General features: G+C 62.8%; 15 protein-coding genes. All 15 read right to left on the reverse strand.

Translation table 11 applies throughout. The features are described from left to right. Nucleotides 1-310 precede the first annotated feature (310 nt). Entirely contained in the window at nucleotides 311-1,279 is a 969-nt protein-coding gene (gene coxB, locus ACFCU0_RS11715; protein ID WP_434973859.1) for a cytochrome c oxidase subunit II, read from the reverse strand. Nucleotides 1,280-1,382: 103 nt separating this feature from the next. Continuing rightward, nucleotides 1,383-2,300, reverse strand: coding sequence for an SCO family protein (locus tag ACFCU0_RS11720; protein WP_434973860.1), 918 nt, complete (start codon nucleotides 2,298-2,300; stop codon nucleotides 1,383-1,385). Between the two features lie 78 nt (nucleotides 2,301-2,378). Beyond that, nucleotides 2,379-3,185 carry a hypothetical protein gene (locus ACFCU0_RS11725; protein ID WP_434973861.1) on the reverse strand — a complete coding sequence of 269 codons (807 nt, stop codon included), beginning with the start codon at nucleotides 3,183-3,185 and terminating at the stop codon, nucleotides 2,379-2,381. Between the two features lie 236 nt (nucleotides 3,186-3,421). Next, nucleotides 3,422-4,684, reverse strand: coding sequence for a hypothetical protein (locus tag ACFCU0_RS11730; RefSeq protein ID WP_434973862.1), 1,263 nt, complete (start codon nucleotides 4,682-4,684; stop codon nucleotides 3,422-3,424). 111 nt (nucleotides 4,685-4,795) lie between these two features. Then, nucleotides 4,796-5,473 carry a c-type cytochrome gene (locus tag ACFCU0_RS11735; protein WP_434973863.1) on the reverse strand — a complete coding sequence of 226 codons (678 nt, stop codon included), beginning with the start codon at nucleotides 5,471-5,473 and terminating at the stop codon, nucleotides 4,796-4,798. A gap of 85 nt (nucleotides 5,474-5,558) precedes the next feature. Continuing rightward, complete coding sequence (locus ACFCU0_RS11740; protein ID WP_434973864.1) at nucleotides 5,559-6,182, reverse strand: DUF3341 domain-containing protein; 624 nt, start codon at nucleotides 6,180-6,182, stop codon at nucleotides 5,559-5,561. Nucleotides 6,183-6,266: 84 nt separating this feature from the next. Then, on the reverse strand, nucleotides 6,267-7,682 hold the full coding sequence (gene nrfD / locus ACFCU0_RS11745) for an NrfD/PsrC family molybdoenzyme membrane anchor subunit (protein ID WP_434973873.1): 1,416 nt from the start codon (nucleotides 7,680-7,682) through the stop codon (nucleotides 6,267-6,269). A 162-nt stretch (nucleotides 7,683-7,844) separates the two neighbouring features. Then, the gene (locus ACFCU0_RS11750) at nucleotides 7,845-11,072 is read right to left on the reverse strand and encodes a Fe-S cluster-containing hydrogenase (protein ID WP_434973865.1); all 3,228 of its coding nucleotides are present in this window, start codon (nucleotides 11,070-11,072) and stop codon (nucleotides 7,845-7,847) included. Nucleotides 11,073-11,275: 203 nt separating this feature from the next. Then, nucleotides 11,276-11,923, reverse strand: a complete 648-nt coding sequence (locus ACFCU0_RS11755; RefSeq protein ID WP_434973866.1) for a cytochrome c3 family protein — start codon at nucleotides 11,921-11,923, stop codon at nucleotides 11,276-11,278. A gap of 339 nt (nucleotides 11,924-12,262) precedes the next feature. Continuing rightward, complete coding sequence (locus ACFCU0_RS11760) at nucleotides 12,263-13,387, reverse strand: hypothetical protein (RefSeq protein ID WP_434973867.1); 1,125 nt, start codon at nucleotides 13,385-13,387, stop codon at nucleotides 12,263-12,265. Nucleotides 13,388-13,438: 51 nt separating this feature from the next. Beyond that, complete coding sequence (locus tag ACFCU0_RS11765) at nucleotides 13,439-20,218, reverse strand: choice-of-anchor D domain-containing protein (RefSeq protein ID WP_434973868.1); 6,780 nt, start codon at nucleotides 20,216-20,218, stop codon at nucleotides 13,439-13,441. 52 nt (nucleotides 20,219-20,270) lie between these two features. Beyond that, complete coding sequence (locus ACFCU0_RS11770) at nucleotides 20,271-21,587, reverse strand: CsgG/HfaB family protein (RefSeq protein ID WP_434973869.1); 1,317 nt, start codon at nucleotides 21,585-21,587, stop codon at nucleotides 20,271-20,273. Nucleotides 21,588-21,858: 271 nt separating this feature from the next. Then, nucleotides 21,859-22,926, reverse strand: coding sequence for a CsgG/HfaB family protein (locus ACFCU0_RS11775; RefSeq protein WP_434973870.1), 1,068 nt, complete (start codon nucleotides 22,924-22,926; stop codon nucleotides 21,859-21,861). A 173-nt stretch (nucleotides 22,927-23,099) separates the two neighbouring features. Next, nucleotides 23,100-25,277, reverse strand: a complete 2,178-nt coding sequence (locus ACFCU0_RS11780; RefSeq protein WP_434973871.1) for a protein kinase domain-containing protein — start codon at nucleotides 25,275-25,277, stop codon at nucleotides 23,100-23,102. Nucleotides 25,278-25,334: 57 nt separating this feature from the next. Beyond that, a partial coding sequence (locus ACFCU0_RS11785; protein WP_434973872.1) for a hypothetical protein occupies nucleotides 25,335-25,932 on the reverse strand: 598 nt, incomplete at its 5' end.

A 25,932-nucleotide genomic window follows, 5' to 3' on the forward strand; every position in this document is an offset into this window, starting at 1 on the left:
ACGGCATACATGATGCCGATCTTCTTGTGGTCCTTCGTCGTCAGCCAGTTCCAGATTCCGGGCTCGAACTGAAGGTAATTCTGATCGTGCGCCTCGTCGTGGTGCTCCTCGTGCGCCACTTCGGCCCCTTTCGTCGCGGCGTCCATATGTGCGTTGGTGCGATAAGTGAAGGTTTCGTACAGGTGCTTCAAACTTCGATACTCGATGGGACCGGTGCGTGATTCCAGCGCCGCCCCGGTGGCCCGGTATCCTGTCGAGACAGAACCGGGCCGTCACAAGTAGGGGTCGCCGTGGAGCGCCCCAACGCGCATCAGCCGTCGGATCCCTCTTCGGCGTATTCGCTATTCAACTTCATAAACTCGATTAGAGCGGCCAACTCGCGCTCGCTCAACGACGAGTATGAGGCCGGCATCACGTTCTGATAGCCTTCAACGATCTTTACTCCGGGCTCGACGATGGCCTCGCGGAGGTAATCCTCATCCGCAGTGACGGTCGAACCGTCGGCCATCGGGTGGTTGGGTTTGCCGTAGAGATCCTTCCAGGTCGGTCCGACCTTGGGGGAGCCGTCCATGGAGTGACATGTCTGGCACCCTTGCTGCTCGTACAGCAACTCGCCCAGCTCGGGGAGCGGCATGTCGTCAGTCGCTCCACCGCCGGAAGCCAGCCAGTCGTTAAACTCCTGACGTGATACGACCTTGACGGTCGACATCATATCGGAGTGAGCCGTTCCGCAGTACTCTGTACAGAAGATGTCGAAGTTGCCCGTTCGGGTGGCCTCGAACCAGACCTGGCTGTATCGATTTGGAAGAACGTCTTTTTTCACCCGGAAGGCCGGTACGAAGAAGCTGTGGATGACATCCTGGCTGCTCATCCGGAGCTTCACCGGCTGGTCCACCGGCACGTACAGGTCCGGGCTCGTCGTCCCGTTCGGGTAGGTAAACCGCCAGTTCCACTTCCACGCCTCGGCACGGATCTCATACGCGTCCGGCGGGGCTACGCCCATCTTGATGAACGTCTTAAACCCCCAGTTGAACACCAGGAGCACGAGGATGGTGGGGACCACAATCCAGGAAATCTCCAGGATCTTGCTTTCCTTCACCGGCTGCGGCCGCTCACTGGGGCTCTTCCGGCGATAGCGGATCGCAAAGTACAACATCGCAAGCACGACACCCACAAACAGGATGGTGCTGACCCACGTCACGAAGCCGAAGAGGCTGTCTACCTCCCCTGCGATCGTCGACGCGGCTTCTGGAAGCCAAAATGTGCCCTGGTCGCCCATATTACAGGTCGTTAATGGTGTTCAATTGCTAGGGGATGCGCCGTGGAGCAGCGCATCGACACCCGGTGCGTGACGCTCCTCGTGCGGTTGCTGCACGAAGCCGTCACGTCGCGTGTGGTTGAGACGAGCCGAGGCGCTCTCGGAGCGCATCCGGATCGTCAAGGTCGTCGATGTCATTGAGCGGATCACCATCCTCCATCGCACGGAGGTCATCGCTCTCCCGGCGCCAGAAAAAGAAAAGCGCGCCTCCGAGAACGAAGATCGTGATCACACTCCCGATCTTCATCAGGTTGAATGCATCGGCGGTGTAGGTATTTGCTTCCGGATCAAACTGAAAGCAGTACATCGCCACCTGGTCGAGGGGGTTGCCGACCGCCCCGTTGGAGGCCTCGACGAGCGCCTTGCGCACGTCACTGGCTTTCGGTTCCATTCCGTAAATGTACTGCGTGATTTTGGCGTCCCCGCTCAGGAAGATCCAGGCGGTGGGGTGTGCATACTCTTGCTGGTCTTCAACCCATCGAAACTGAAACCCCGTCGCCTGAGCCAGCGCATCAACAGCGGCTTTCTCGCCGGTCAGGTAATGCCAGCCGTCGGCGGCGTCAGGGGCACCCAGACGGTCGATGTAGGTGTCTTTCGCTGCCCGAGCGATCTCAGGCGTTTCGCGATGATTGAAGCTGATGGAGAGAACGCGAAACTGATCTCCGGGCGTCCACGACATGTTCGACAGCGTGGATGTCATGCCGCTGAGCATGAGCCCGCACAGCATCGGGCATTCATGGTAAATGAAGTTGATGATGACGGGCTTTTCCCCGTCAAAGTACCGATCGAGGGTGACCGGCTCCCCATCCGCGTTCCTGAAAAGGAGATCCGTGGGAATGGTCTGTCCGTGCTTGGCCTCGATACCCACGCCCTCGAATTCGCGGCGTTTCTCCTTCTCCGGCGGCTCTTGCGCCATGGCGAAGGAAACACCCGCAAACAACAACGTCAGTATCGCGACGAGCGCCGTTCGCGTGCGTACCATCGGTGAGATCGAGTCATGGGAAAAAGGTGCTTCCGGAGCGGGATGCTTGACGTCCGTGAGTACGCGTGCTGCGAGACCTCAGTTTTGATCGCTCTGCGCACCACCGGTCACAACGGGCGAGCGGCCCCTCTCCTCCGCCTGCTGCGCCCGATACTGATCTGTCGCGATGATGTCCATCGCCTCATCAATCGGAATTCGGTAAATGCCCTGCTGGTCGTCAACGACGCCCGTCTGGCTCAACTGCTCTTCCGCCTGGGCTTCGACTTCACGGAGTTGGGTGTATTCTCCGGCCTCGCTCACAGCATCTCGCTGACCGGCCGTCGTGGTATTGTACCAGTTGAACAGGATGATCACGGCGATGCCGATCACAAGGAGGATCGACACGGCAATGGACATGATCTGTCCCGCGGCGACGCCCTCGTAGGCAACGCCCATCTCTTTCTCTCGCTCGAACCGGCTTTCCGGCTCGAGCATTTTCGAGGATACGTCCGCCTTCGCGGCGCGGACGAGCTCGGTAACGGGGCCCATCTCCTCGTCCGGGGACGACAGGGCGCGGCTTGCGTCTTCCTCACCGGCCGCGATGAAGCTTTCGATCCGCTCCCCCCGGCTTTCCGCGTCGGGCCCGCGGGCGATCACGCGCCAGAAGAAGGTGCTGTTGTCCGTCGGAAAGTACTCTCCGACGGTAACCGCGGTTTGATCACCCACGTCCTCCTGTAGCAGGACATCTTTGAACTTGGCGTCCGAGGCCACCTGGAGGGTATAGGCGTCGGCTCCGTCCACGGCGTCCCAGTGAAACGTGACTTCGCGGCCGTACACGACCTCTGCCTCTCTCGGAGCTACGAGATCCGGAGACTGCAAGCGTGTGTTCGTGTCGGTATTGTCCATGAACGTCCTCTGCTCAGCGTGTGGGTTAGGGAAAAACGCGGACCCCGGTTAGATGGTCGATTCGGCTCGTGAAGATCATCGAAAATCATACGCTCGTGTGACGCAGGCGGGGCTTTAGTCGTTAACGCCGCACATGAAGCGCGTGGTGCTCCCCGATCGGGTTGCACCACGCTGGGTTCGATCCAGAACGTCGGAGTAGGCCGCATGGCGGCCTCAGCCCGGGGGCGTCACTTCGGCTATACGTTTTCGAAATGCAGCGAGTCGCCGAGATACGGGTCCTTCTCCGGGATGAGAGAATGACGGCTCAGGCGATACACGATTGTCCCGGCGAAGATCAGGAAGAGACCGAGTCCGAGCGTGAGATCCAGCCAGTGGAAGGTGTGGTGCGCTCCCTGGGTCGGCGCGGCGATCCAGTGCATGTCGAACCAGTGCATCACGATGAGCCACACCGCCATAAACGAGAGCGTCGGAATCGATCGCTTCGTAAACCGCGGCAGCAGGATGAGGAACGGTACGATGAAGTGGAAGATGATCAGAAAGGCACTATGCCATTCCCACCCATGCATCAGGCGGTGCTTGTAAAACAGCGTCTCCTCCGGAATGCCGGCATACCAGATCAGCATGTACTGACTGAAGGCGATGTAGGCCCAGAAGACGGTGAAACCGAACATGTATTTGCCCAGGTCATGATAGTGCTCCTTTGTGACCACGCCTTCGAGCATGCCGCCGACGCGCTGGAACGAAGCGAGGAGGACGACCATGAGCGACACCGCTGCAAGGATGCCACCGATGAAGAAGTAGATCCCGAAGATCGTCGAGAACCAGTGCGGGTCCGTCGACATCAGCAGGTCGTAGCTGGCGAACGCCGTCGCCACGGCCGTTACGGGCAGGCCCCATGCGGACACTTTCCGGAGCTTCGCCGGGACGCCTGCCCCTCCCTCGACGTCGCTCCGAACGGATAGGACGTACAGCTTATAGCTGAGGTAAATCCAGAGCGCAAAGTAGACCACGACGCGCCCAATCCAGAACGGCGTGTTCAGGTAGGACCGTTTTCCGGCGAGAATCTCGTCGTACTTTGGCCCCCCTTCAACGTACAGCTCCGCGTGCGTCCAGTGGTAGAGGTCGTGCATCCCGAATAGGATCGGAATGCCAAGCACAAAGAGCAGCGGAAAGGCCCACACGAGCGCCTCGTTGACGCGACGCACGACCACGCTCCACGACGCCTTGGTGAGGTGGTTGAAAAACAGGAAGAACAGGCCGCCCACCGCAATCGTCAGGCAGCTGATCCACCCGATGAAGTACGAGTAGAAGAACTGCGACGCGTTCGAGGTGAGGCCGACGAGGCTCACGAGGAGCAGGGCGAGACCGATCGCGATCGGCGCGAGATAGGCGCGACGATCGGATGTGAACCTGTACGCGCGCTGTGCGGCGTCAGCAGTCGATGCCAGCGGGTCGGCCAGCCATCCCAGTGCGGAGTTGGAGCGAGCGGAGTCGGCCATGGGGAGGGTTGAATTCGGTGATGTCGGGCGACGCCGAGGAAGGCGCGGGCCCGGAAACGGTCAGTTCGTATATGAAAACGTCGTGCCGGTCGAGGGCTTGCGGCCGGCGGGCTACTTGTTGCTGGCGCCGCCGGAGCGGGATCCATCGATGTTAGCGCTCTGCCCGCTCTGGATCCGGGCGATCTGCTCGGACGAGAGGTCCTCGCGGGTGGCGTTCTGGCTGAGCTGGAGCGCGTCGATGTATGCGACGATGGCCCAGCGGTCCCGTACAGGAATCTGCTGAGCGTATCCGGGCATATTCCGTATGCCGTTTGCGATCACATCGTACATGTAGCCCTTGCTTGCGTCGCGGAGGCGATCGACGTGGTAGCTCGGGGCGGGCGTGTAGCCGTAGCCCTGCCCCTGCGGTCCGCCGACCATGATGATACCATTGCCGTCGCCGGACTTGCCGTGGCAGACGGCGCAGAAGATGTCGTACCGTTCCTGTCCGCGCTCGAGCAGCTCGCGGCTGGTTTCGATCGGCAGGCGCTCGACGTAGTCACCTTCCTCGGTCCGGCCCGTGTAGAACACCGGATCTTCTTTGAGAAGACCGCGGGCGACGGTTCCGGAGACCGGCTTTCGCATGGCCGCCTGGTCCGCGAAGAAGTCGTTCTTCTCCTGGGCCTGGTACTTCGGCTGCCAGTCCATATTCGGGTTCGGGTGAATCGGATTGCGTTCTGACGTCGTCCCTCGGCATCCGGCCAGCAGGAGGACGCTCAGAATCAATCCGGTCGTGAGTAGAGTGCGCATCAGTCGTCGGGTGTCGATGGTCAGCGGCGGTCGCGGCGGGCGGGGCCCAGTATCGACCACGGCGGCAGCGGGAGAAAGCGGGAAGCTACAGGCTGGAGGCGGGCGCCGTTTCGGCAGACCCGTCATCCTGGACGAGCTCGACGTTCAGCGCTCCGGCCTTGCGCAGAAGGTTCGCGGTGTCCGTCTCGTCGAAGTTCGCGTCGCTTGCGGCGATGTGCAGGAAGAAGGCGTCATCCGTTACCCGCTCGAACCGCTCGGAGTAGAAGAGGGGGTTGTACGGCCGGGGCAGTCCGTTCAGGGCAAGCATACCGGCCACGGCGCCGAGCGCACCGAAGAGAATCGTCAACTCGAACATGATCGGCACCGACGGTTCGATCGCGAAGAACGGCTTCCCGCTGATGTTGATGGGGTAGTCCACCGCGGACGTCCACCACTGCAGCAGGTAACCGACGGCCAGGCCCGTCACTGCGCCTCCGAACGAGAAGAAGCCGACCTTCGAGTTCCCGAGCCCCATCGCCCGGTCCATGCCGTGGATCGGGAACGGGCTGTGTGTATCGAAGTGGCTGTAGCCGTTCTCGCGAACGGCCTCTGCCGCGTGGAGCAGGGCCCCGGGATCGGAGAACTCCGCGAGCAGGCCGTAGACCTGCTCCTCGTCGCTCTCGTAGATGCCCATCGTGGCTTTCAGTTCGCGCGTCAGTTGGTCTAACATGGCTCGGGGAGCATTCGTAGTGCACGTCGGAATGGCAGCGCGCAACGGTCCCGCGGGGAGCAGGGGGCGTCGCGATGCGGAGGGCTATCGGCCGCCTCGGGTCTCGCCGGCCTCGTTGCGACCGGGATCTTCCTGGGCAGGCTGGATGAACGGTACGCTGGTGCCGGAAGCACGTCCGTCGCCCTCGTCATAGTAGTGCGGATCGGCCTCCGGCATCACCCCCTTCACCTCCGCCATCGCCACCATCGGTACGAACCGGAGGAAGAGAAGGAAGAGCGTAAAGAAGAGACCGAAGGACCCGATGAAGGTCGTCACATCGATGAAGGTTGGCTCGAAGTAGCCCCAGGAGCTCGGCAGGAAGTCGCGGTGCAGCGACGTGATCGTAATCACGAAGCGCTCGAACCACATACCGATGTTGACCACGATCGAAAGCGCAAACATGACCGGGATCGATCGTCGGAGCTTCTTGAACCAGAAGAGCTGCGGTGAAATCAGGTTGCAGGTCATCATGATCCAGTACGCCCAGGCGTATGGACCGAAGGCGCGGTTGATGAAGGCATACTGCTCGTACTCAACCTGCGAGTACCACGCCATGAAGAACTCTGTGATGTAGGCGAAGCCGACGATGGTACCGGTCACGAGAATGATGATGTTCATCTTCTCGAGCACGTCCATCGTGATGACGTTCTCCAGGCCGTAGATCTTGCGGGCGACGACCATAAGGGTCACCACCATCGCAAAGCCGGAGAAAATGGCGCCGGCCACGAAGTAGGGCGGGAAGATGGTCGTGTGCCACCCGGGGATCACGGAGATGGCAAAGTCAAACGAAACCACCGAGTGCACCGACAGAACGAGCGGTGTGGCGAGGCCGGCGAGAAGTAGGTACGCCTTCTCGTAGTTGCGCCAGTGGCGGTTCGCCCCTGTCCAGCCGAGAGCGAAGAAGCCCGTGACTTTCTTCCGGAGCCAGGTCGTCGACCGGTCGCGGATCGTCGCAAGGTCGGGAATGAGGCCGACGTACCAGAATACGAGGGAGACGATGAAGTAGCTTGAGACCGCGAACACGTCCCACAGAAGCGGGCTCTTGAACTGCGGCCACATCTCCATCTGGTTGGGGAACGGCAGCGTCCAGTAGATCACCCACACGCGGCCCACGTGGAACGTCGGAAAGATCAATGCACACATCACCGCGAACAATGTCATCGCCTCGGCGGCGCGGTTGATCGACGTACGCCATTTCTGGCGGAAGAGAAAGAGAATGGCCGAAATCAACGTCCCGGCGTGGCCGATGCCAACCCAGAACACGAAGTTGACGATCGGCCAGCCCCAGGCGACGGGCTGGTTGTTGCCCCACACGCCGACGCCGTTCCATACCTGATACGCCAGGCTCAAGAGCAGCAGCCCGGCCATGGAAGACGCCAGGCCGAAGGCCACGTACCACGCAAGGGGGGTTTTCTTCTCTGTGTGTCGCGACACCATTTCCGTGATGTCGTGAAACGACAGATCTCCCTTGACGAGCGACTCATGATGAGAGTGCCCGGCATTGTGGTCCTGGTCGGCCGTGGGATGGCTGGTCGTGTTATCCACGGTGATCTTGCTTAGATTCTTGGGTGAACGTCAGGGCGTTCGCACGCCCTGGTCATGCTCAGAGGGATGCGGCGACGCTTACGCCGGGACCTCCTCGGACGACTCGTCGGAGGCCGGCGCGTCGTCGGTATCCAGACCGAGCGCTTCCTGAATGCGCGGGTTGGTATTTCGGACACGGCCCAGATAGGACAGACGCGGCTTCACGTTGAGGTATGAAAGCAGTTCGTAGCGGCGCGGGTTTTTCCGCTTCTCCACGACCGAGCTCTCGGGGTTGTTAAGATCGCCGAACGTGATGGCATCCGTCGGACAGGCCTGCTGGCATGCCGTCTGGATCTCGTCGGCTCGCAGGTCGCGGTCCTCCTGGTTGGCGCGGTGCTGATGATCGCGGATGCGGTGGACGCACCACGAGCACTTCTCCATCACGCCGCGCGAGCGAACGGTGACGTTCGGATTCTGCGCCATCTGGACCTCCTGCGGAAGCGTCTTGGTCCAGTTGTAAAAGTTGAAGCGGCGAACCTTGTACGGGCAGTTGTTCGAGCAGTAGCGCGTCCCGATGCATCGGTTGTAGATCATCTGGTTGGTGCCGTCGGGCGAGTGCACCGTCGCGGCAACCGGGCAAACCGACTCGCACGGGGCGTTCTCGCAGTGCTGGCACATAACCGGCTGCATCATCATCTCGGGCTCTTCTGCGTCCTCTTCACCCGAGTAGTAGTACCGGTCCATGCGGAGCCAGTACATATGACGGCCGTTGCTGACCTCGTCCTTTCCGACCACCTGCACGTTGTTCTCGCTGGTGCAGGCCACGACACAGGCGTTGCAGCCCGTGCACGTGTTCAAATCGATGACCATCCCCCACTGATTGTCGAAGTAATTGCTGTCTTTGTAGGCCTGCGACTCGCTGGGATGGTTCTCGGCCCAGAGCTCGGGGAACTCTTCGAACGTTTCGTACTCGCCGCCGGGAATCGGCTCGGTGTCTTCCCGGACGAACTCGGGGTTCTCCCGAAACTCCTCGAGTGACCCCCAGCGCACGATGGCGCGGCCCTGCATCGAGCCGGTCTCCTGCGTCGTGGCGATCATGTACCCGCTGCTGGCCTTCTCGACCGTTGCGCCGGTGGCGACGCGAGATCCGGCCGGACGGAGGTGCGAGGTGCGGACGCCCACCGTGTTTACCGGTTCGCCGTCGGGGCCCACCCCACCGGCAATCGGTCCGTCGAAGTAGATGTCGGTCTGATCGTCCGTATCCCAGAACGGCGTTCCCTCCTCCTCACGAGTCGTGGCAATGGAGCGCCCGTAGCCGTGCGTGAGACCGATGGTCCCATCCGGAAGTCCGGGCTGCACCCATACGGGGATGTTGATCGTTTCCCCATTCACGGTCAGATCCACGCGGTCCACGAAGAAATTGCCTTCGCTGTACCCGTTTTCCTGTCCGTCTCTGTACGTGCCATCCGCCGCAAGGCCGAGGTCGGCCGCGGTTTGCGCACTCATCACAGCGACGTTGTCCCACGTGATCTTCGTCACGGGGTCGGGCAGCTCTTGCATCCAGGCGTTGTTGGCGAAAGAACCGTCGAGCACGGACGGGTCGAGGCGGAAAACCACCTCGAGACCGTCGTCCTCCGGCGCGGAGATCTGAGGCGTGGACGGCGCGCCAGGCGATGCGGCGTCGTAGCCGCTGTCGGCGAGATAGCCGTCATGCAGCACGCGGCGCCAGCCCTGCTCAAACGAGCCGGATACCTGATCGCGCCACACGTCACGAACGAGGTCGTAGCCGGATGCGTCGATGCCGGTCCCAAGAACGTTGAGAACCTCGAGTTCCGAGTGAGCGGCGTCGTAGAGCGGCGCGATGAGTGGCTGGATGACAGACAGCGTTCCGTCGTAGGTGCGTCCGTCGCCCCAGGCTTCGAGGTAGTGCGTCTTCGGAATGTGCCAGCGGGATGCGCGCGCGGTTTCGTCGCGCAGCAAGCCGAGGTGAATCGTGGTGTCGACCCGCTGCAGGGCCTCACGGAAGTTCAGCGCAGAGGGAGCGTCGTACACCGGGTTCACGTCCATCATCAGGACGGCGTCTACCGAACCGGCGTTCATGTCGTCGACCAGGGTCGAGAGGGCCTCGTCCTGCGGCGTCACCTCTTCGGCGTCCGTGTCAAGGAGCGTCACGGTGTTGCCGATCGCCCCGATCTGCTGATTGATGGCCATTGCCAGGGCGTGGACCTCCGGCGGCTGCGTCTCTCCCGCCAGCACAACGCCCCGCGGCCCGGCATCCTGCAGGTCGCGGGCAATCTCACGTGCATGAATGGCTTCTTTCTCACTCCAGTCGTAATCCGGCGCGCTCCCGATGCCCATTTCGGCGGCGACCGTCGCAGCAAAGGCCGGGATCACGCTCGCCTTCATGCGGAGACGGTGGTCGGCGGTGCCGCCCGTCGTCGAGTACTGGCTTTCGATGGCGTACAGACGATTCATGTCGTCATCGACGGAGTCAACACGCCGCCCGGAGAAGAACGAGCGGTTGTTGCTGAGAAAGTCCGGCGTCGTACCGTCGAGGAAGTCGGCGTCAAGACTGAGAACCACCTCAGCGCCTTCGAAGTCGTACTTCGGGCGAAGGGGCTGACCGAACGCCTGCTGCATGCCGAGGCGCGCGTTGTCATCGCCTTCGGTGGCGTATTCAATGACGCGGACCGAGCCGAACCGCCCCCGCAAACGGTCGATCATGGCCTGCATCGAAGGCGAGGAGGTCGGCGGCATGAGGACCGCAAGCTCTTGATTGCCCGCATTCCTACCGAGGTCGCGGCAGAACTGCCTGAAGTCGCTCCAGGACACTTCGCTGCCGTCCCGGCGGAGCGCACGCGAGCGATCCGGGTCGTAGAGATTCAGAATTGATGCCTGCTCGTACGAACTGGTGCCGCCATTCGAGCCCGGGTGCTCCGGGTTGCCCTCCACCTTGGTCGGACGCCCGTCGTGGCTCTCCACGAGGAGCGGACGAAGTGACCCGCGAAACGGCATGCCCGTCGCATACTGCTGGGGCACGCCGGGGATGACGTCTTCCGGCTTCCGGGCATACGGCAGAATCCGCTGATCCGGACGGCGACAGGCCGTCAGACCGGCCATCGCCATGGCTGCACCCATCAACTGGATGAACTGGCGACGCGACGCCTGGCTCGGCGGCTCGCTGGCCCCGTCGGAAAACTCAGGGGTCGGGGTGTCGGCCCCGTCTCCCGACGTCTTCCGCTGAAGCTGGGGGAGGCTTCGCCAGAAACGCTCGCTGGGCTCCTCGCGGTCGGCCGTCTTGGGATCGATGACGTCAAGCTCAATCATGCTACGTAGCAGGGTCGGATGGCATATTTCGAGAGGCGATACCGGGCTGTCGCCGGCACAAGCGGACGAGGGAGACAGTGCATCCCCCGCAGCGTCAGACCGGAGCCGGCAGGCGCAGGGCCCGCCGAGACATCAAGCCTCGCGTCCATGGCGTGCAAAGGGTGCTCGCCGGCAGATCGCGAGAGCCGCTCCTCGAACGTGAATTAGTAGTGGCAGGCCGAGCAGTTGGTCGGCGGCTGAATCCCCTCTTCCTGGATCCGTGCGAGGTTGATTTCGACAAAGTTCTCCGGATGCACATACCCCATCGTCGTCACGTCCTCATTCGGGCGCAGGTAGAGCTCCGGCTGACGGTGGCATTCCAGACACCAGCCCATCGAGAGCGGCTCAGCCTGGTAGACGACCTCCATCTTGTCGATGCGGCCGTGACAGGTCTCACACCCGACGCCGTTGTTGACGTGCGAGGCGTGGCTGAAGTGCGCATAGTCGGGCAGGTGATGGACTTTCACCCACTGGATCGGCGTATCCGTCGCCCAGCTTTCCCGGACCTTCAGCAGCTTCGGCGACTGCGTCTTGATCTGGTTGTGGCAGTTCATGCAGGTCTGCGTCGGCGGCACGTTGGCGTGGGCGGCGTTCTCCACCCAGTTATGGCAGTACCGGCAGTCCATGCCGAGCTGTCCGGCGTGAAACTCGTGGTTGTACTCCACGGGTTGATCCGGCTGATAGCCAACCACCAGAAACTCTGGAGAGAAGTAGTACCAGACGAGGAAAATCAGTGCGACACCGCCCAGCAGAGCGCCCCCCAGAGAGAGGATCGGCAGGACGTTAGCCTTCTTAGGAAATATCTGCGGCATACGTTCTCGGCGTTGAAACGGTGGTCGACCGGGACACGACGTAAAATGTACGTTACCACCCGCGGAAAAGCGGCACCACACCGCTTGAAATTCAAGTTAAGGGGGTCCCGGGCACGGGCGTCGAGTCAGGGATGCTCATCATAAGGCGTGGAAGACACTCCTCCCAATCCCGGACCCGTGTTTCGGCCAAATCCCACGCGAATTACGCCGAACTTTAATCCAGGTCGAGAAGATGCGAGAATCCGAAGCGAGCACGTGTTAAAAGTATGAACGCATAGAAACGACTCGCGTTTCTTCCTTTTCGCCTCTTTCTTTTGCCCCGCGACGGCGGGGCCCTCCTTAGAACCGGACTTCGGTCCGCAGCCGCGTTTCAAGCCGCTGAACATCGCCGGTCGAGTAACCGACCCCCGGCGTCACATACACGTCTCCGGGCAGGTGAAAGGTCGGTGCGAGGCCGAACGTCGCCACCATCAGGTCCGACTGCACGACCGTTTGCTGGTACCGCTGTCCGTCGATCGTCAGCCGAACATCCATCCAGTCGGCCACCCGCGTCGTGCCGCTCGCCCGGAGGAACCATTCGGACGGGACGACCTGCCGGTCCTCGAAGACCGGGTTCGCGCCGATGCCGAGACCAGGGACGAAGACCCGGCTTTCCGGCCAGTGCTGCAGCCGACCGATCACGCGCATCGAGGTGAAGTCGCGCTGGAACAGGTACTGGATGGTGCCGGACAGCTTGTACCGCGCCTCGAAGCGCCGGGCACCGTCGACGGTATCCGACCCGAACCGCGTAAAGGCAAGGTCGGTCGAGACGGCATGATTCTGTCCGAACCGAACGTCCGCCCCGCCGAACACTTCGATTTCGTTGCCCGGGTCGTACGCGCCGGTCAGCGTTTCCGCCGGCTCATACGCGCCTCTGTACGTGTAGCCCACACCGACGCCGACCATCACGTTCTCCTGGACCGGGACGGCCCATGTCAGCCGGGGCTCGGCGTTGAAGCCCTGCCCGAAGCCCCCGATCCGGAAGTCGTAGATATTCTGACTCGTGAGGATGGCCGTCCGCCACTCCGTCGCTGACAGATTTCGTTTCCCGGTCGGAAGCGATGCGTCGACGGCCATGACCAGGCTCCCGAGCGGAAGAGCGCGGGCGTAGGTTGCGCCGAGACGCACGTCATCCAGCCCCCGGACGGGCTCGAGCCCTGCGCCGTCCGATTGCGCTATACTCGCCCGAACGTAAGCTTGCAGGCTTCGTCGGATCGGCACCGATGCCATGAACTGGGTGCTGACCTGCGACAGGTCGCGCCCGTCGTGCGAAACGCTCTGGTACACGGGTTCGACGGCCACCCGGATGGGCGGCTCCTGACTCGTAAGCGAGGGAGCCGGTTGCGCCTGCGCGTTCAGGGACCCGGCACCGACGGCCAGGGCCGTCAGCAGGGCGAGACACGCTGTGAAGACAATCGAGCGCATGATGAGAAGGAGGATAACGGGGAAGGTGAAGCGGGGGGAACGATACGGGTGCTACCGAACCAGCGTCATTTTCCGGGTTGCTGTGAAGTCACCCGCTCGCATCCGAAGGAAGTAGACTCCACTGGCGAGACGCGACCGCCCGGTCTGGGCCTGCCACGTGAGGGTGTGGGGACCGGCCGATTTCCGCCCGTCGACGAGCACGGCGACCCGGCGCCCGAGAAGATCGAACACCTCCATGCGGACGTGGCCCTCTTTCTTCAGCTGGTAGTCGATCGTAGCCGCATCGGAGAACGGGTTCGGATACGGTTTATCCAGAGCCGTTTCGATTTGCTCGAGCGGGATGCCTTCACTTTTCGTGCGAGCGAAGGCCTTCGTCCCCGCCACGATGCGGAGACGGGTCGGCGCGGCCCCATCGACCGGCACCTCCACGGCGCCATCGGACACGGCCAGCGGCATCTGCCGGTCCAGATCGAAGGCGAACACCTCGAATCCGTCGGGAGCGGAGCCATACTCGTTGACCTGAACCCGCACCGTTTCCTCGCCGCCCGTGCGCGTCTGACCGGTGTACGCGCTCACGTCGAGTTCCCAGGTCTGCCCGTCATCGGACGGCGGCAGGTAGCTTCCCGCGAGGACGCGGGACTCGTCCCTCACGCTGATGCGCACGTGATCTCCGACCGGCGGCGCCTCGGCAAAGTCGAGGCTGTCTGGACCGGCGGATGCACCCTCTCTCAGACCGAGGTAGTTGGCCTCGTCTCGAAACGTGGTGTCGCCGGAATGAAGCCGGCCGCGAACCTGCAGCGTGTAGCCGTCTTCCGGCTGGGCCGGTGCCGCGGACGCGGTCGAAGCAATCGGCTGCGCGTCCCCGAGGCTGGTCGACGCGGCTGTCGGAGGAATGTTGATCCTGATCGCGGAATCCGTCGGGTTGAATACCCAGGCGCCGCTCCACGGCCGCAGGAGGGTCCCGGCGTAATTGTACGTACCGCCGTTGAAGACGACCGGCGCCTGCAGCGCGTCGGTGTTCTCTACATCCGTCCACGCCACGGCAAATCCGAACGGGGAAGCAATCTGGTTCCAGCCCGGACGGACCTCCAGCGTAATCGGCGAAGACGCATCGGTGCTGAGACCCGGCCCGATCGTGAAGGGCGTTCCGTCACGCGTGGCCAGCCAGAAGCCCTGCCCTTTCTCCACAGACCGGATGCCTCGCGCCTCGCGGTAATCGCGGCGATCCGGGTCGTATCGGAGCAAGCGCCAAACGCGCGGGTCGAAGGCTCCGTAATCATCGCCGAAGATTTCGCGTGCATCGGTCGTCTCAAGTTCTGCGGGCACAGATACCATGCGGTGCTCCCCGACGGGCAGGTCGATCGGCGCCGTCACCGATTGGAAGGCCGTCCGCGCATGCACGGGGTCGTTTCGGGACGCCGTCTGCGTGGACGCAGGCAGCGTGATGCGGTCGGTCCCGTCGTCCACGACGAAGTAGTAGTCCAGGCCACGCAGCGTCGCCAGACGAGCAGGGATCTGCGTCGCCCACTCCGTCTCGCTCTGTTGTACGAATGGGACCTGCTCGTAGTCCGCGGCGCCGCCGGGTCGGACGTACAGGCTGTTGTCGACGAGCGACGCAAACGAGGGCAGCGTCACTTCCGCCTCCGTCGGTGCACCGAACTGCACGTCGGACACCCGCAGGTCGACGTCGATCGCGCGGACCCGGGCGGTAAACGACGCCTGACCGCCATTCGACGCCACCTGGAAGAGTCGCTCGGTCTCCCCGAGAGCGGTCGGATCAGCGGTCATGGTGAAGGCGAGGGTGTCGCCCGGCGCAATGTCCCCCGTCGGATCGGTCGAAAGGGAAAACGTACCATCGTTGGTCTCGAAGGAGGCGTTGGAAACGGTTAACGTCGCGCCGCCGGTGTTGATGAACTGGACCGGCAGCGTCCGTGTCGTTTGCCCAAACGCGAGCGCGCCGAAGTTCAGGTCCGTCCCGGGGTCGACCGTCAGTTCGGGCGGGGTCACGACATCGGCAGAGACATGGACGACCTGCTGGGTCGTGTACTGAATCAGTCCATCGGTGTCGAGGTCGCGTGACGTCTCAACGGATAGTGTATCCTGGATGCGGCCGACCGCATCGGCGGGGTCGTACTGTAGGTCCAGCGTGGCAGACTGCCCCTGCGGGATGGTCACCGGCAGCGGCGTGGTGACCACGAGTCCGGCGCGGCCAGACGTAATTCGGGTACCCTCCGTAACGGAAATTTCCTCCGAGCCGGTATTCGCAACCGTGGTCGACAACGTCTTCGGCGTCCCAACGATCACCGTACCGAACGCGAGGGTGTCCGGGTCAATGGAGGGAGCAGACAGAATCTGCCCGGACAGGGAGACCTGGACGGTCCCCGTGCTTGCTGTCACGTCGAGCGACGCTGAAAACGAACCGGGGGAAGTCGCCGTCAAGGTGACCGGGACCGAGGCCGAGTCGCCCGGAACCAGCGTTGGCAATGTACCTGACCGCACGATCGAAAAGGCAGAGGCGTCCGTGCCAGACAATGAGACGTCTGTGATCTCGGCGTCGATATCGTTCGTGTTGGTCACGACCGCTGTGAGGGTATCCGGCGCCTCCGTATCAAGGCGTGGCGGAAACGTGAGTTCTTCTTCGGTCGGATCCAGCTCCTTGATGCCGCGGCCTTCCAGGCCGACCTGGATCGTTCCGTTCAACGTCAGGATTTCGAGGACGGAGGACTGGAACTGCGCCTCCGTCGGTCGGAATTCTACCGAAACGTTGAGCGCATCTCCAGAGAGAAGCGAGAAACTGCCTCGTCCGCTCGTGATTCGGAACGGGCTGCCGGACGGCAGGGCCAGGCCCAGAATGGACAATACGGCGGATCCGGTGTTCTCAACCGAGATGGTCTGCACGGACGACGTGGAGCCGACCTGCACCTGACCGAAGTCGATCGTACTCGAGGACAACGTCGACCCGTACGTGAGTCCGCTCCCCTCCAGCTGGACGCTGTCCGAGCCGACGTCCTCTCCGCCGGCCGTCGCCTGCACGGTCAGATCAGCCGATCGTACGCCGGAGTTCGACGGCGTAAAGGTAACGGTAACGGTTCGCGTGTCCCCCGCTACGATCGTGCCGGTCCGCTGACCACTCGTAATCTCAAAGTCCGCGGCGTCTCCCGCGGTGCCCGTCCCGATCGAAAAATCGACCGGCGCACTGCCGGTATTCTCGATGGTGACGGTCTTCGATGTCGACGAGTCGACGGGGACGGACGCGAACGATACGGAGCTTTCTGTAAACGCGATGCCGTAGTTTTCGACGGTCGCCTGCAGCGGAACCTGCAGCGTGTTATTCACCGAGGCCACCTCCAGCGTTGCCTCCTCCAGGCCGACGGTTGACGAGGCGTGATTGATGTCTACCACGACCGACCCGTTGGACGGAACCGCGTTCGGCAGCGGACTCGAGGTGTCGAGCGAAAAGCCGGTTGACCCGCTCGATTCCACGACATCGATGCTCGAAATCGCAAAGTCGACGTCCGTGTCATTCGCCAGGGTTACGCCGGTGGTCGTCTGGGCTCCCGTCGGCACCGATCCCAGGTCGACCGGGTCGGGCGTGGCGGCGATCACAGGCTCGACGGCCGTTCCGCTGAGCGTCGTGCTGTTGTTGATGTTGTTGTTGCTGCCGCCCACCTGAATGATGAACTGGGCGCCGAGGCTGCCTGACTGAGACGGTGCGAAGACAACATCGACGAACAGTTCATCGTCGGGCTCGCCCGTGCCGCCGGGTAGCGTGATCGGCAGGCTGACCGGCTGGCCCGACTCGTCCTCGAGCGTCGACAGATCGACGGAAAACTGTCCGGCATCTGTTCCTCCCGCGCGAAAGTCACTCACTTCCAGGTCCGAGCCCGACGTATTACGCACCTGGATGGTCTGTCGCTCCGTCTCCCCGACGGCGGTCGGGCCGTAGGCGAGCGGCCCGTTCAAAATCGAAATTTTGCTGGACTGCGTAGATCCGGACCCGGACACGCCGACCTGGAGCGTGCCCCCGATCGACGTCGACGCCAGCGTATAGGGGATGGATAGCGTCCCCGTGTCGGTTTCCTGATTGTCGGGTACATACGAGATAACGAGGTCGGTCGTCCCTCCGGCCGCAAGGCCGTTGGCTTCCAGATCATCGACCTGCGACTGATCTTCGAACGAAAAGTCGGCATCTCCTGAAAGGTCGATCGTCCCGATATCGAGCGTTGCCGAGCCGGTGTTCTCAATCGATACCGTAACGTTCGACTTGTTGCCGACGTCCGTCACTGCGAACTCAACCGGGGCGGGCGTCGCGGATATAGCAACGTTTTGGGCCTCCGCCTCGAGGTTGACGGTCCGGCTAAAGCCGGCGTCGGTGTTGATCGTGAGCGTGCCGCTCTGCGTTCCGACCGACGTCGGGTCAAATTCAACGTCGACCGTTTCCGTGGTATTCCCGGGCACCATGAACGATTTCGGCGTAACGACGCGGAAATCGTCGTTATCAATCGAAATCCCGGTGACCGCGACATCCACGGATTTCGGGTTATCGAGGGTAATCGACTTCGTTTGTGCGTTGTCGTCTTCAATCGGACCGAAGGAAAGCGGGTCGGGATTCACAACCAGGTCCGGCAAAACGCCTACGCCGACGAGGTCGACGCGCGCCTCCGGGCCCTGTGTACTCGTCACCACGAGTTCGCTTAACCGGTCGCCGCCCACGCTCGGCTGGAAGGTCACGTCCACGGTGATGGATGCACCGGCCGCGAGAACGGTCTGGTCGCCGCCGCCTGTCACCTCGAAGTCGGAGCTACCGGCCGACGCCACCGAGATCCCGCTAATGCTCAGGTCGTCCTGTCCGGGATTCGACAGGGTAATCGTGCGCGTTTCCGATGCCCCGACCTCCCAGGTCCCGAAGTCGGCCGGGTTTGGCGTCGCCGTGATGGATGCGTCGAGTCCCACCCCTTCGAGCGGCACGTCGAGGGTCAGTCCGCCGTCCGTCTCCAGCCGGAATGTTGCGACACGCGTCCCGCGAACGTCTGGCGTGAAGGTCACGTCGACCGAGAACGTCGAGCCGGAATTGATTTGCTGACCGGATATGTCGGGCGCGGAGAACTCGTTCTGAGCGTCGTTTAGGATGGTCGCCGAGTTGATCGTCACGTCGGAGTCGGAGCTACTGATGTCCAGCGAACGCGTCACCGGCGATTGAATCTGCGTGGCATCGAAGACCAGCGGGGTGGGCTGGGCAGACACGCCCGACTGCACGGCCTGGCCTGACAGCGACACCTGCAGACTCCCGTAAAGTTCGGTGGAAATCACGAGCGTGGCACCGTACGTGCCGGCAGTGCTCGATTGAAAGGTCACGTCCAGTGACGCGTTATCGCCGGCGGGAATGCCCTCGGAAATGAGCGCATCGGCTCCGCCAAGCGCGTACCGGTCCGCTCCCGGTCCTGTCACGGCAACGTCCGTAACGTTGAGAAGGGAGGCGCTACTGGGCTGGCTGATGGTAACGCTCTGCTGGTCCGGATTGTCAAGTAGAACCGGACCGAACGAGAGGCTCTGGGGCGAGACGGCCGGACGCGCCGAGTTGGCGAGCAGCAGGCCGCCCGCTCCGGGGATGATCACGTCGCCATCCCCGGCAATGGTCGCAGGAAGACCGGCAGCCGGCTCACCGGGCAATGCGATCGACGGCAAGAAGGCTCCTGACGCCCCGGAGAGGACGCGAACGTCGCCCGACGACGGAGCGGGCACGTAGACCGACGGGTCGGCATCTCGAAAGGACGGAGCCGACACGACCGCGTCGATGGACTGCTGCCACACCTCCTCCCCGGATTCTGCGCCGAAACGGTGGACGGTTCCCGTGCTGGTTGTTGTGTTAAGCGTGGCCAGATAGACGTCTCCGTCCGGGCTGACAGTTAGTCCCTGCGCGAGCCCCGACTCGATGGTCCGCTGCCAGCGGACGCCGTCTTCCTCCGATCCGCCGAAGTTGACGGCCACAAGCTCTGGGCTGGCGCCTATGTTGTCATTCTCCGGGTCCGCAGCCGTGATAATGTAGAGAACCCCGTTGTCTCCGAGCGCCGGTGGCACCTTGAAGTCCCCGTTGCTCTCAACCAGGCTCTCTCCTACATCGGCCGCTGGAGAAATCGCGAACACGCCTCCATTCTGCGTCCCGACGATGATTCGGCCGTCAGGGGCGACGACCGGCGAGGTGACGGGCGTTCCATCCGGCTGTGCGCCGTCCAGAACGTTGAGGTCGGATGCACGCACGAACAGCACGGAGCCATCCAGTCGCGGAACGTAAAGAATGCCGTCGTTTCCGATGGCGGGCGCCCCGGTAAGCGGCACCCCGTCATCCACGACGGGCTCCGGCGATCCGCCATTTCGGGGAACGCGGTAGAGCGATGCATACGAGGGCGTCGAGGACGACGGGGCGACGAAATAGACGTACCCGTTTTTCGAAATGACGGGAGACGCCTGCACCTGCGGTTCTGAATTTCCGCTGACGTCCATGGACCAGCGCTCCGATCCATCCGGCGCATGGGAGCGAAGGATCAGTTCGCTCCCGTTGAAGGTCAGGAAGTACAGATTTCCCTCCCCGTCGGTCGCGATCGGGGAAAACACGTTTGCCGTCTGCACCTCGCGTTCGGGCACGCCGGCAAGGGAGCGACTCTGGCTCGTATTCCGGTTATCCGCCTGCCCGGTCACCCACGGGCCAGGATCCAGCTGGGCCGCTGCGGGAGCAGAACCGGTGATCATCAGCGCAAGGGCGAGGACGGCAAGAGCAACCGGCCATCGTTGCGCGGTCAGCGGACGCATCGTATGTGTAGCGAAAGCAATCATATCGAAGGGGGGACCGAAAAGAAACCGGATCTACTGCACGTGCGCCGTCCGATCAGTTTTGGGATCGATTGGACGGGGGCGGATCCGGCGGGGGAGGAAGCGCCTCCGGCGATGCGGTGTCGCTCTCCTGCGCGGGTTCACGCGAAGGGTCGGGACTGACCGACACGTTGAAGCCCATGTTGCGCAAGCGCTGATCGAGCAGGTCGATGGAGGTCGTGCCGCTCTGGGCCTGCGTTGCCGACGCCATTGCATTCTGCGGCGAACCGCCCGCCGCGCTGAGCCCTTCCATCTTGCTTTTCCGCTGGCGTGGAGCCTGAAAACCGGGGTCGAGAGCCTGCGACCGGCCGTAATGGCGCTCCGCAGCCCCGAAATCGCCTCGATCTTCGTCTTCGAGCCCGCGGCAGTATGCGAGAAAGGCCTGCAGGTTTTCGGTCGGGACCTCCTCGATTTTCGCCCGCTCACGCGGGGTGAGCTGCACATCGAGGCCGTCGATGATGCGGAACACGATCTGCTTCTGCAGACGAAACAGGTCGCGCAGCGCCCCCGACTCTCCGTCGATGTCAGGAAACTGCACCCCGGACCCGATCGAGGCCAGGGTGACATCCATCCGAAGACGTTCGTCGGTCGTGACGTAGTAGCTCCCGCCAACGAGGCGTCCGGCACCGAGCATGCGTCCGACGCGGGGCGCCGTGGAGGCATCGACGTACTCGGTTTGCGCCAGCTCCAGTTCATCGATGAGAGCCTGGAGGCGGATCCGCTCGACGACCTTGAGGCGACCGACGTTCGCCAGATCCGTGGTCACCATCGCGGCGAGACCGCGTCCGAGCGGCTTATACTGGTCGTCCGCACCCTGAAACTCGAGCGGGAGCACGGCCACCACGCGCTCCGACACCTGCTGGTCGGCAATCTCTCGCTCTCTCGCCAGCAGATCCCGCATGTCTTCCTTTGCCTGCGCGCGCACCAGCCACTCGTACCGCCCCTCCATCAACGTGCGGTAGTCCGACGCCGGTGACACCTCGCCGTATTTCTGAAAGATGCGGAGGGCTGCCTGCCGCTTCCCGACGCTCTCACTGGCAAGACCGAGGTAGAAGAGCGTCTTCGGGTCGTTCGGCTGATAGGAAAAGGCCTTTTTTAGTGCGTCGTAGGCGCGGGCGGGACGCTGGGTGCGCATGTAAATCGCCCCGAGATCCCGCAGCGCCTTGGCGTCGTCGGGACGCTCGGAAAGCCGCGCCTGCAGGCGGCCGACTTGATCCTCGTACGCGGCCGGATCCTCCTCAAGCGAAACCGACGGGGAGGAGCACGCCGCCAGTGTGACGGCGAGAACGGCGGCACACACTACGTACCCGATGCCTCGAATCCACATGATCATGGGGGTACAGGGAAACTAAGGGGGCTGGGGGACGGGGGGGCCTCCGGAAGGCGGACACGCCGGCCGAACCGCACACGCCGACTGTCTCGAGGATTGCTCCCCAGGACGCGCGGCAGGCACGGCACGGCGCAGACGCAGCAGGACGCGGGGACGGCGCACATCGAAGCGACGATGCAGCATTCCGGACACAACCGAATGGTCGCGTCGGGTCTACCATCGCACGCTCACTACACAGCGGCCGTCCGCCGGACCTGCCCGAAGCGAGTCGCCGCTATCGATTCATCTGCGTCGTGGACGTTTCGGAGCCCTCGACGCCGGCCGTTGCCGCCAGCATCGGCTTGATGCTCTCCGCCTTGATGCGGGCGCGACTGAAGCTGTCATCGTACTCCACGGCCTGCAGGAATTTCTCCCGCGCCGCACGATACTTTCCGTCCTCCAGCAGGCTCAGCCCATCGGAGTACGCCATCATCGCGTCGAGCGACTTCGTCTCGCTCGTACCCATCTTGGCTTCCTCCATTTCGACGTTGACGGACCGCGTGATCTTCGTGCTAAGCTCTTCGATGAGGCTGAAGAACTCGTCCGGCTTGCCTGTGACCTGCTCGCCGAGCAGTACCTCACCGGTTTCTACTTTTACAACGCGCGCCAGGATCATCATGCGCCCCTCGAACACGGTGTAGCTCCCGAACACGACCGAATGGGCACCGAGCATCTTCCCCGTTCGGACGGCGGTCGACTGATCCACAGTCTCTTCGTCGCGCTGAAGCTCCAGCTCCTTCAGGAGCCACTGCACGCGCTCACGCTCGATCACCTTCAGGTCCGTGCCGCCATTCAGGTAATTGATCATCATAGACGGCAGTCCCTTTTCCAGCCCGTCAAACCGCTCGCGCTCGTCCACCGAGTCGTTCGAGAAGTCCATGACGGCCAGGGTCTGAATGCCGGTGTTCGCCCGTACGCCGTAACCGTCCATCTCCTTGCGAACACCGTAATAGATATCCATAATGGGCGGCGGCTCCATATCAGGATCGAACTCGGCTCCCGGCTTCATTTTGAGCAGCTGCCGGACCGCGTCTCGGGCTTTCGCCTGCTCGTTTTTCGCCACGTAGACACGTGCGAGGTACCGGAGGGCCTGCGAGCGGTCCCCGGTTGAGGCAGCCTGATCATTGGCTACCTGGGAAAATAAGTCGCTCGCCTTATCGTACTCGGCAAACTGATACTCTTCCTTGGCCTGCTTTAGAACGGAATCCTGAGCCTGCACTGCCGTCACGCCGACGAACATCAGTGCAATAGCCAGAACGAGTCCCCGAAAGCCGGGCCAGCGAGTGGTAGCACATTCATGCATGTGAGGTCACCTTGAACTGTGATCGTACAGCGAGCGATAATTTTTCGGATGAATCCAAATCGACACAGTCGTCATCACTGCAAGGGACGGGCCACGTTTTGCCGAAAGGAAATTACTTTTCGAACACCACGCCGCATTTGTGGGCAATTCCTACCGCCTCATGAATGATGAAGTCAGGATTCTGGTCGAAACGTAATATTGTGCTTGAGCTTTTGAAATGCAGGCTTCACGGTGACGTCAAAATACCCGGTATCGAAACGCTCCCGCTGGCGCTCCTCGCCGCCGTTCTCCGGTGCAAGCCGGTATGCACCGCCCTCAACCTGAAAGTCGTCGACCCCGACGCGCCGGACTTCGATGCGATAGCGCCCCGGCGGAAGCGTCACTTCGCCCGGCGTCTGGGTCTCGGTATTGACGCCGTCGATGTAGATGTTGCCCCAGCTGGTGGTCGTGTTGACGAACACCACATGTTGATACACACATGAAACGGATGCCGTATCATTTTGAGACACATTCACCCGTGTTTCGATGGTTTGATACTTCGGGTGCAGGCATTGGACGCGTTGCGGGCCGGTGGCGACGCGAAACGATCCGCCGCCGGACTGCTCGTCACCGCCAACCTGCACGGTCGCTGCGGCGGGCGCTGTAACCGTCAGCCGCCCGGTCGGCGCCGGCGCCGCCTGAGGCGCGGAGGCCCCCACCGGACGCTCCCGCTCGCGAATCGGCGTCTGGTCACCGGTCTCCCCTGATCCGAGCCGGAGCCCGGCGAGGGTGACTTGGCTTCCAGGCTCGAAGGTTATCGTCGTGTCAAAGGGTGCGAATCCCTCCTTTTCGAGGCGCACGGCCGCCTTGCCGGGGTCGACCACAAGGTCACGTGCCGGGGTCGTGCCCACTTCTCCTCCGCGCACCAGAACGCGGGCGCCGGCGGGATCGGACGTAACGCGCAGGCGGACGGCCTCGGGCTGAAGCTCGATGCCGCTCAACATGAGGGACTGGCCGGTGGAAACCGTGATCGTGGTGTCGAGGCGTTCATACCCGGACTTGCGAATCGTGAGCGCATGGTTGCCCGGTTCGAGGGCATACGTTGATAGCGGGGTCGTGCCGATGCTGTCCGCGTCGATTTCCACGACCGCCGCCCCGGGCTCCGTTTGAAGCGTAAGCGTCGGTGTCGTCGCACCGGTCGGCCCGAGAACGATGTATCCGCCAGCGGCCAGCACGAGTAGGACGACGACGATGCCGGCGACGGCCCCCAGGGACACGCTGGACCCGTCCTCGCTCGTGTCGCTTCGAACGGCCGCCCCGCCCATCGAGTCTTTATCTGCAGGATCTACAGGTTGGGCATCATGCCGAGGTGGTTGACCCGCTTCCTCATCCTCAATCTCTTCCAGCAACGAATCGTCAAGTATCGTCCCGTCCGCCGAATCGGCGGTCGTGTCGCTGGCCGTGTCGTCGATCGCTGTATCGACGGCGGTGTCGTCCTCCTCCACGTCCCACATCGGCTGCGGGTCGGTATCCTGGACCCGCTCCGCGGCCGCGTCGAGCGCCTCCAGCATGGCGTCGGCCGACGGGTAACGGTCTTCGGGGCGCCTGGCGGTGGCGCCCTCGATCACCTGCGCGAGTTCGCCCGGCAGGTTGGGCACGTACTCGCCCGGCGGCGGGACGTCCCCCTCAACAACCTTGCGCATGATGTCGAAGTCCGTGTCCAGCTCGTCGAACGGCAGACGCCCGGCGAGCATCTCATACATCGTCATGCCGAGCGCATACAGGTCGCTTCGATTGTCGACCTGATCGATCTTCTCGATCTGTTCGGGCGACATGTACTTGAGCGTTCCTCCCTGCCCGCCCTGCGTGACGGTCTCGCCCGAGTCCTGACGGCGGAGCTTTGCGATCCCGAAGTCGGTGATCTTGACGGCCCCGTCCGACGTCAGCATGATGTTCTGCGGCTTGATGTCGCGGTGGATCACCCCCGCACCGTGCGCATCACGGAAGGCGCGCAGAATCTGTCGCACGATGGGGACCACGACAGCCGGACGCATCGGACCCTCCACGATCCGATCCTTGAGCGTTCCCCCATCCACGTACTCCATGACGATGAGCAGCCCGATGTCCGTATCACGAAGCGCGTAGATGCTCGTGATGAACGGGCTGTTGATCCGGGCGAGGGCTTTGGCTTCCGCTCGGAACCGACGTAGAAATTGCTCCCGGTGCGCCTGCGCCGGATTGATCCGCTTGAGCGCAACGGGGCGAGATAATGCGACGTCCTCGGCCCGGTATACGACCCCCATTCCACCACGACCGAGGATGCTCTCGATGTGGTAGCCGTCGACTTCCTTTCCAATTACGGCGTCGTCCATGCCCTACTGGTTTTGCTACATTCTGCCGAGCGGCGCAACGCGCCGGCTCCCGGTCGTCTATTGTCCCTGGACGATCTCACTCTTGTCGACGTCCCATGCTCTCGCCATACGATCGAGGTAGGCGTCGATGTACGTCGGTCGGAAGAGCTCCTTCTCCAGCGCCCCCCACTCCATCGAGTACAGTTCGCGCCACTCCTTGTACAGCGTCTCGACCGGCTTACCGCCTTCTCCGCCTCCGGAGAATAGATTCGAGAAGCCCCCGCTTCCGCTACGGGCTTCGTCGTAGGCGTCACTCGGATTGACCCGCTGCAATAGGTCTTTACTCCCCTTCATCGCCGCCTTCTTGTATCCGGCGAGCATGGCGACATTATGCGCAACCAGCGTGTTGACCGCCTCGCGGAGGTGGTCGAGGCGCTTCTCGCGCTCGGCGTCACCGATGTCCGGATCCAGCACATGCTCCCGGAGCGAGTCAATGTCGGCGCGGTGCAGGAATGACTTCTCCGGCGGCTGAACCACCGTATTCCCGCTGAACTCGCGCCAGAAGTGCGTCGGGATGCTTATCATCCGTGCCACAGACTCGAGGAGCATGTCCACGACCTCATTCACGTACTCGGGCGTACCGCCTCGTCCGTCCGGCGTCGGCGTCTCGTCGGTC

Origin of the sequence: Longibacter sp., from assembly GCF_051155795.1 — a bacterium.
Taxonomy (GTDB): Bacteria; Bacteroidota; Rhodothermia; order Rhodothermales; family Salinibacteraceae; genus Longibacter.